This is a genomic window from Chryseobacterium sp. VD8 (genome assembly GCF_037149975.1).
GTDB classification, from domain to species: domain Bacteria; phylum Bacteroidota; class Bacteroidia; order Flavobacteriales; family Weeksellaceae; genus Chryseobacterium; species Chryseobacterium indicum.
In genome coordinates, this window is record NZ_JBBCQL010000212.1 from 1 (window position 1) to 8,101 (window position 8,101).

At 37.6% G+C, this 8,101-nt stretch carries 5 protein-coding genes; 3 read left to right on the forward strand and 2 right to left on the reverse strand.

Going from position 1 to position 8,101, the window contains the following annotated elements; translation table 11 throughout:
• A partial coding sequence (locus WFK35_RS18115; RefSeq protein WP_336733756.1) for a hypothetical protein occupies positions 1 to 640 on the forward strand: 640 nt, incomplete at its 5' end.
• 10 nt (positions 641 to 650) lie between these two features.
• A complete protein-coding gene (locus tag WFK35_RS18120) occupies positions 651 to 1,127 on the forward strand; it encodes a YdeI/OmpD-associated family protein (protein ID WP_336733757.1) in 477 nt (158 codons plus the stop codon).
• 96 nt (positions 1,128 to 1,223) lie between these two features.
• Here the strand turns inward: WFK35_RS18120 and WFK35_RS18125 are convergent, their stop codons facing one another.
• The gene (locus WFK35_RS18125; RefSeq protein ID WP_336733758.1) at positions 1,224 to 1,562 is read right to left on the reverse strand and encodes a hypothetical protein; all 339 of its coding nucleotides are present in this window, start codon (positions 1,560 to 1,562) and stop codon (positions 1,224 to 1,226) included.
• A gap of 167 nt (positions 1,563 to 1,729) precedes the next feature.
• Positions 1,730 to 3,265 (reverse strand): YifB family Mg chelatase-like AAA ATPase, encoded by a 1,536-nt coding sequence (locus tag WFK35_RS18130; protein ID WP_336733759.1) that lies wholly within the window; start codon positions 3,263 to 3,265, stop codon positions 1,730 to 1,732.
• A 640-nt stretch (positions 3,266 to 3,905) separates the two neighbouring features.
• Between WFK35_RS18130 and WFK35_RS18135 the strand changes: the two genes are divergently transcribed.
• Positions 3,906 to 8,009, forward strand: coding sequence for a hypothetical protein (locus WFK35_RS18135; RefSeq protein ID WP_336733760.1), 4,104 nt, complete (start codon positions 3,906 to 3,908; stop codon positions 8,007 to 8,009).
• Positions 8,010 to 8,101 lie beyond the last annotated feature (92 nt).

Sequence of the window (8,101 nt, forward strand, 5' to 3'; positions counted from 1 at the left end):
TTTAGCATTATGGAGCTGTCAGAGAAAAGAAAAGGAGAGTTTAAAATATGGACAGGACAAAGATTCTTTACAAACGACTATAAACAAAAACAGTTTACGTACAGAAAAACTTTCGGAAAATGAAGTCTCCAAAGTGTTTACAGACGATTTCCTGAAAATTGAGAATGCTCAGGTGAATGGAAATGATATTGTTCTGTCTCAGGAACAGTTCCAAAAGCTTTATTCAAAACACGATTCCATTAAAAGTGAAGCGTGGGACTGCGGAAGCCCTTTTGAATGGCTTGATAAAAAGTGGATGGAAAAAACATACGGAAAGGATCTTTTGAACTTTGACGGTAAAATAACAACTTTCTATACCGGCAATGCTGAGTTTATTTCAAACAATCATAAGGTTATTTTCAGCAGTGCAAAATCCGGAAACAACCGTTTTGAAATCAGATCGCATCATATCATTCTTACGAATAATACAACCGTTGCCGAATTTCAAAAGCTATTCCCCAAACTGAAAATAGAAGATACGGATCAGAAGAATATTCAGAGCTTCAGTATTCCGGTTGGAAAAGAAACAGAAGATTCATTTATGTTCTATTTCAAAGACGGAAAACTGGATAATTTTAATCTATGGTGGTTATTGTGCTAAATTTTAAGCTATGAAAACAGATGATATACAATTTAAGGCGGTTATTAAGCAAAATGGCAAAATGAATGCGGCTTTTGTGGAATTTCCTTTTTCTACAGAGGAGCTATTCGGCAAAAAAGGACAGGTAAAAATCAAAGCTGTTTTTGACGGAAAAGTTGAATACCGGGGAAGCCTCGCTAAAATGAAGTCTGACTGTCATATTTTAGGCTTAACTCAGGAAATCAGAAAACAGCTCGGAAAGACTTTCGGCGATGAGGTTTTCGTTTCTTTAACGGAAGACAAAGAAGAAAGGGTAGTAGAGATTGCGAAAGATATTGTAGTGCTGTTTAATGAAAATCCTGAAGCGAAAATATTATTCGAGAAAATGAGCTATACCCACAGAAAGGAATATATCCGCTGGATTGAAGAAGCAAAGAAAACGGAAACAAGAGAAAACAGAAAGCTGAAAATGATTCAGATGATTCTTGAAGGAAAAAGAGGAATTTAAAAAGTTCCGTTATTCATTCAACAGTTCTTATTATAGATGAAAAAGTCCGCTCATTATTTTGATGCGGACTTTTTTATTTAGGCTGGCTTTTTTAAATTAAACCATAAAATGGATAGTCAGAAACTGTTTCACTCCACCATTAATCACCGTAATTGAATCTTCATTATGATGAACACTTACGCCCAGATCATTCATTATCTCTTTAAAATATCCACTTTCCGTATTGGAAGAAACGATATTTTTCTGCCATGAAAACTGAGCCGTCTGATCCTGATTATTTTTAATAATTAAAATACCGAAATCATTTCTGAGAATGGCAGTGTCTATCTCCTCCACTGAACTTTCATGCGGAGCAAAGTCTTTTGAGAGAAGAATAATGGATTTAAAATGATGTTCTTTGGTCTCTTTTTCCGAAATTTCTACAGCAGCTTTCATTATATTATTTTGAGTTTTATTCTGATCTTTTTTGCAAACATGAATCTTCATAACGACAAAACTTGTCGTATTTAAAAAGAATTGAAAAAAAGTTTCGGGGCAGCTTCGCTGCCCCGAAACCATAAAAAATAATAATTAAAATATAATTTGATCATTGGTGTCCATTATTATCCGTTCCAGAATTCTCGGTCTAAACTTCTGTATTGGATGGCTTCTGAAACATGATGAGAAAGAATATTCTCAGATTCCTCCAGATCGGCGATGGTTCGTGCTACTTTTAAAATCCTGTCATATGCACGGGCGGAAAGGTTCAGTTTTTCCATTGCTGTTTTAATAAGGCTGAAAGAAGCCGTGTCCAGTTCACAGAATTTTTCAATTTCTTTCGGTCCTATTTGAGCATTGTAGCTGATTTTTAAATCTTTATAACGTTCTCTCTGTGTTTCGCGGGCAATGAGAACCCTTTTTCGGATATCTTCGCTTTTTTCACCTTTTCTGCGTTCTGCCAACTGTTCAAATTCCACTTTCTGCACTTCAATATGAATGTCTATTCTGTCCAGAAGCGGTCCGGAAAGCTTATTCATATATCGCTGCATTTCGTAGGTAGAGGAGGTGTTGTTGGGATCATCCGGAAAAAAACCGCTCGGGCTCGGGTTCATCGAAGCAACGAGCATAAAGCTGGCAGGATAATTTACCGTAAATCGGGCTCTTGAAATGGTAACTTCACGATCTTCCAAAGGCTGTCTCATCACTTCAAGAACCGTTCTTTTAAATTCCGGCATTTCATCCAGAAACAAAACCCCGTTGTGAGCCAGTGAAATTTCCCCCGGCTGCGGATAACTTCCTCCGCCAACTAGTGCTACATCCGATATTGTGTGATGGGGAGATCGAAAAGGACGAACCGTCATGAGTGATGTTTCCGTTCCCATCTTTCCGGCTACGGAATGGATTTTGGTGGTTTCCAGAGCTTCTTTTAAAGTTAAAGGCGGTAAAATACTCGGAACTCTTTTGGCAAGCATTGTTTTTCCGCTTCCGGGAGGTCCGATCAGGATGATATTGTGTCCTCCTGCTGCTGCAACTTCCATCGCTCTTTTTGCTGCTTCCTGTCCTTTCACTTCAGAAAAATCAAACGGGAAATCGTTAATCTTTTCCTGAAATTCTTTCCGGGTATCTACTTCAATCTTTGGGAGTGGTTTACCTTCATTAAAAAAGTCAATAACTTCTCTGATATTTTCTACGGCAAAAACATCAAGACTATTCACAATGGCCGCTTCGCGGGTGTTTTGTCTGGGCAGAATAATTCCTTTAAAACCTTCTTCGCGCGCCTGAATTGCTATGGGGAGAACACCTTTAATGGGCTGTAAAGTTCCGTCCAGAGAAAGCTCCCCCATAATTACGTAATCCTGAATGTTTTCGGCAGTAATCTGATCTGAAGCGGCAAGAATTCCGATGGCAATACTCAGATCATAAGCAGCGCCTTCCTTTCGGAGATCTGCAGGAGCCATATTGATGGTAATTTTCTTACCGGGAATTTTAAAGCCTACATTTTTCAGGGCAGCAGAAATCCTGTAACTGCTTTCTTTAATGGCGTTGTCCGGAAGCCCTACAAGATGATAGCCAACTCCGCCTGTATCTACATTTACTTCTATCGTAATGGTTTGTGCAGCCACACCGTGAATGGCGCTTCCATAGACTTTAATCAGCATTTTTCTGTGTTTTTGTAAATGTAGAAAAATTTTTAAATAATGATTTTCTTAAAACAATTTGCCTAAACTTTTAAAAATAAAAATGTAATTCCCTTAATGTTCAGTTTTTAATCAGAATTTTCTTTCAATTGATCAATCAGCCGAAAAAAATATTCTTTACGGTTAAAATTTTTAAGAATGAAAAAAAAATAAGGGCTGATCCCAGACTATTGAATTAATGATTTCAGGGTTTAGGTTTCTAATGAAGTTTTAATAATCAATATAAATAGCTATAAAAAAATCAGCAGGGAGGTAGCTTATATACTCTGAATAACGCAAGTAGAATTTACTTTAAAGTTTAAAATTCTTTCTCAACCTTTCCAAAAAACATTCTGTAAATCTTTCTTACTGATTATCAGAAAACTGTAAAAAAATAACAAAAATATCTGAAAATGAATTTAATACGTCAAGTTTTGTCGCTTCTCTGATGGATATTTGCATTATAGAAACAACACAGAAATGAAATTAGACTTTAAAACTCAAGGTGGACATAATTTAGCCTGAAGACCACCTAAAAAAATAAGGCTAAAACTGAAGTAACTCTACTAAAAAGAGGCTTCAAATCTTAACCTTTATAAAAACAAAACAAATTTACAAAAAAATGTCAACAAACAATTTAAATACTAATAATAACGCATCGCAGACGCTTTTTAGATTCGCGACCAGCAGAAATGCAGAGTTGTCTGATCCTAAAAATTTAGAAAGAAGATTTATCTTTAGAAAAGATACCCAGAAAGGAATCTTTGACCAAAAACTGAATGCATCTACGTCCTTGCAAAGACTTTGTGAAGATCCGTCTGCACTTCCATTAACAATAGAAACAGAACAAACCTTAAAAGCAAAAGATTCTGTATTTTATAATCTGGCAGTATGGGTAGCGAGAAATAAAGCAACAGCATCTAAGGCAGAATTTGATGCTAAAATTAAGGAATACAAAGACTATTTGGTAACAACTAATACATCAATGCTTGCAATATATTCAGGGCTTTGGGATAATTTAGTTTATCAGGTAGTTACCCAAAAAGATTTCTATGCAAAAGAAACACTCATGCAGTTTTTGCACCTGAACCATATTCTCTCTGTTTATACTGATGGAGCTGAAGATGTATATAATGATGTCATCAAGGCAAAAGTAGTCCTTCCAAAAGAGCTTTTCAAAGTAAATAATGCTGCATCATCAACTGCTTCAGGAACTTCAAGAATGGCAGACCAGCCTGTTGTTACAGCTCCGAAAGTAGCCTATAATGACAAGAACATGAAGTTTGCAGAGGCGAAAATTAATCTTCAGGCAAATGAAAAGCTACAGGATTCTTTAGAAAAATTGGAAAAAGCCTACCAAAAAGAGTATCAGGATGCTTATAAAGAAGCTTTGGCAAATTATGAAAGAGAAGCGGCTCCCGCAAAAAAAGAGTATCAGAGAAGAGTATCAGAATTAGAATTCCGAAGACAGATAATTCTGGAATCCGGCAATAAAGAAGAACTGATGAAACTCGAATATATTCCTGCACCGGAATTGCCGGAATTTAACTTTGAATTCCGTCCTGAAATTGATGCAGCAGCCATTGAAAGAGCTTTAGATAAAGAGGATGCATCTTCAGTATGCAGAATATTTGGGATGCCGTCAGTTGCACAGGCATTGTCTTCCCTGCCTTCTTTTGCAAATATCCTTCAAACCATTGCACAGAATAATCAGTCTCTTCAGCAGCAGCTTATCAACAATACGGTTATAAATCAACAGGTTTCTACAACAGTCGGAGGAGTTGTTGTTCCGGTAACAAATTCTAATGCAGCAAACGGATGGATTCCTTACAGTGTAAAGACATGCGTTAAAAATAATTCTGAATGGTTTATACAGATTATTGTTGAAAATTTTGCTCACAGGATTGTATCAGGAAATTATAAAGTAACGATCAATGGAACAGAGATTAGCTCCAATGTAGTATTTGAACCATCAATGGGAGTAAGCTTTATGTTCTACAACAGTACGGGAATTCCTGCTTCACTCACGCTAAGACAAAATGGATTCATCCTCGATGGTGAAGTGGTTTTAGAGGACGGAAAAACGTATCTGATGAGCGTTACATTAGTACAAGATCCATCAGACTTCAACAATCCTCTGAAACAAGGAGTATTCAAAGGAAGTGCAGCCTTCACTCCGAAAGAGATAAAGCCGGATACAGGATCTGGAACAGGAACAGGGACTGGAACCACTGGCTCCGGAACAACGACTACCACTCCGGCAGGCTCATTTATCCCTTCAGGATTTGGAATGAAGAATATCGGGATTACCGATTATAAAAAAGTAGAACAATCCACTTATTGCTATGTAGAGGGAGATGTGGCACACATCGAAAACATCATGGCAAGGGAATATAAGGAAAGAGCTACAAGAAAGCTCAGAAGAAGTGAAAATCAAACCACAAAATCTACTGAATCTGAGAAAGAAAAGCTGACCGATACTACTTCTACCGACAGACACGAAATGCAGAGCGAAATTTCCAAAATCCTTCAGGAATCTAAAGATTTTGCTGCGCAGGCAGGGTTTAGCGCAAGATGGGGAGAAAGTGAATCTACAACCGGAAAATATACATTAAATGCAGGTGCTAACTATGCTACCCACAATTCCAAAGAAGAAAGCAACAGACAGGCGGTTACGGAAGCCAAAGATATAACAGCAAGAGCACTCGACAGAATTGTTACCAAAGTAAAGGAAGAGCGTATTGATAAGATTATCGAAGAGTTTGAAGAAAACAATAAACATGGTTTTGATAATACGAAAGGAAGCAGTCATGTAGTAGGCGTTTACCGTTGGGTGGATAAAGTGGTCAAGAACCAGATCTACAACTATGGTAAGAGAATGATGTTTGAGTTCATGGTTCCTGAGCCTGCAAAACTTCATAAACTGGGGATGACGATTTCTAAAAATCAGGAAAACCAATTGGTAAAACCTGTTGACCCGAGAGAATCGAGTATCCATAAAATGGAAAACTTCATGTCTCTGGATGGCGTTTTGGGAGATGCTGTTTTAAAACACTGGACGGGGCAATATAATGTGGAAATAGATGAAATGCCATTATCGACATTTAGTATCGGTAAATCCATAGGAGGACAGTATTCCAACAATTTATGCAATATTGAAAACATGGCATTGAAGGATGAAATACAAATTCCTGACGGTTATATTGCGACTTCCGGAAATGTTCAATATACAGCTGCATCGGATGGTGATGGGGCGAGTGTGAGTGCCTTACTGGGTAATAAAGGATTTTTCTTTACCGGAAGATGGGGACAATTAGCCGGTAAACCCAATGAAAATTTTGATGTTCCTTATTCCAAACTGATTCCTATTTCAACAACCTTCTATAATGAATTTTCCGGGACAGTGAATTTCACTGTTAATATAACACTCACCAAAGAAGCTAAAAATGCTTGGTTGCAAAAAACCTTCAACAAAATTATTGAAGCCTATGAACTGGAAATGGATAAGTATAACCAGGCTTTAGCTGAAATAAAAGCGATGGGCGTTGAGATCAAAGGCTCAAATCCCGGGTTCTACAGAAAAATTGAGAATACGATTTTAAGAAGAAACTGTATTTCTTATATGCTGGAGCAGAATCCTAACGTAGATCTTACCTTCGGCAGAGGGAAATATTACAACAACGGCTATTCTTCCGGAGATGAAACCTTCCTGAATACAGATATTAAAGTAGACGGGAAACTGGATCAGTATGCCGCATTTGCAAAATTCATGGAGCAGGCATTTGAGTGGGAAATCATGAGCTATTATTTCTATCCTTACTACTGGGGCGAAAGAAAATCCTGGGCAGACCTATACCAGTTCGATGATAATGATCCTGTTTTCAGAGCGTTTATGCAATCAGGTATGGCGAGGGTTATCGTGACAGTACGTCCGGGCTTCGAAGAAGCGGTAAGACACTTCCTTGCGACAGGACAGATCTGGAACGGAGGAGAAGTTCCTGTAATTGATGACCCGTTGTTCTTATCCATCGTTGATGAAATGAGATCTCCGAAAGCAACCAAAGAAGGAGAACCGTGGAGAGAAAGAATTCCGACATCGCTTACCATTCTTCAGGCAGATTCTATCGGTTTGAGAGTAGAAAAAGCATTGCCATGCAATTGTGAGCCGGGAGTGAAGTTTGATGATAATCTGGGCGAAATGTGTTCTACAAATTTTGAAATGAACCAAAACCAGATTGGGCAAACTTCCGATAAATGGATGCAGATTAGTTTTAATGAAATGGACATCCCCCAATACTTTAAGACAATAGGTGATCTTGATAAAGCAGGCTTATTCCCAAGACAATATGACTGTATGGGGCATGTACTTGTAATAGACCGGGATGCCAAATGGCTTGGTACGGATTCTATTGCAAAATTCTACCAAACAGTGGCAGATGAAATCTCTCAGATAGAAGGTATAGAAGCTTATGTTTCAGGGGAAAATGGGATTACTTTCAAAATTTTAGCAAATAAGATAACCAACTTTAGCTTTCGTAAACCCGGAGGAGTTGATGATTTCGATTTGTTGAAATTCTCGATAGATTTAAATAATTCTTATTTAAAATTTATGTCACCATATTATGGAAATTCTAATTCTTCTAGTAAGATTTTAGATAAAAACGGACAGGAAATTCCAAAAGCAGAATATCTGGATAAAGTTCCTTTGAGTAAATTCTTGGTGTAACCTGAATCTTTAAAATTTTTAGAAATGAGCCGGGTAAAAACCGAGGCTATTTGGCAGCACGAACAAGTGCTGCCTTATATCCTCACGCGTCT